Origin of the sequence: Streptomyces sp. WM4235 (assembly GCF_001279725.1) — a bacterium.
Lineage (GTDB): Bacteria > Actinomycetota > Actinomycetes > Streptomycetales > Streptomycetaceae > Streptomyces.
Genome location: NZ_LGDE01000406.1, coordinates 1 through 254, shown reverse-complemented (window position 1 = coordinate 254; position 254 = coordinate 1). Strand labels below are relative to the sequence as shown.

Below are 254 nucleotides of genomic sequence, written 5' to 3'. Positions count from 1 at the left end.
CGGCCGAGGTAGTTGAAGGCGATCTGGCCGGTGGGGTGCGGGGCGAGGACGGCGGCGGTCTCCTCGTTGAGGTGTCGCAGCAGCCCGTACCCGAGTCCCTTGCCGGGGACGGCCAGGAGCTGTTCCTTGACGGCCTTCAGAACGGCGCCGGCCGCCGGACCCCCCTCGAACACCTCGTCGAGGTCGACGTCACCGACGTCGAGCCGGACCGGGAACACGGTGGTGAACCAGCCGACCGTCCGCGACAGGTCCGC

1 protein-coding gene is annotated in these 254 nt (G+C 71.3%); it reads right to left on the bottom strand.

Annotated elements, in window-relative coordinates:
* Nucleotides 1-254 (bottom strand): hypothetical protein (locus ADK55_RS23890; RefSeq protein WP_159041535.1); only part of this gene is annotated, 254 nt, incomplete at both ends.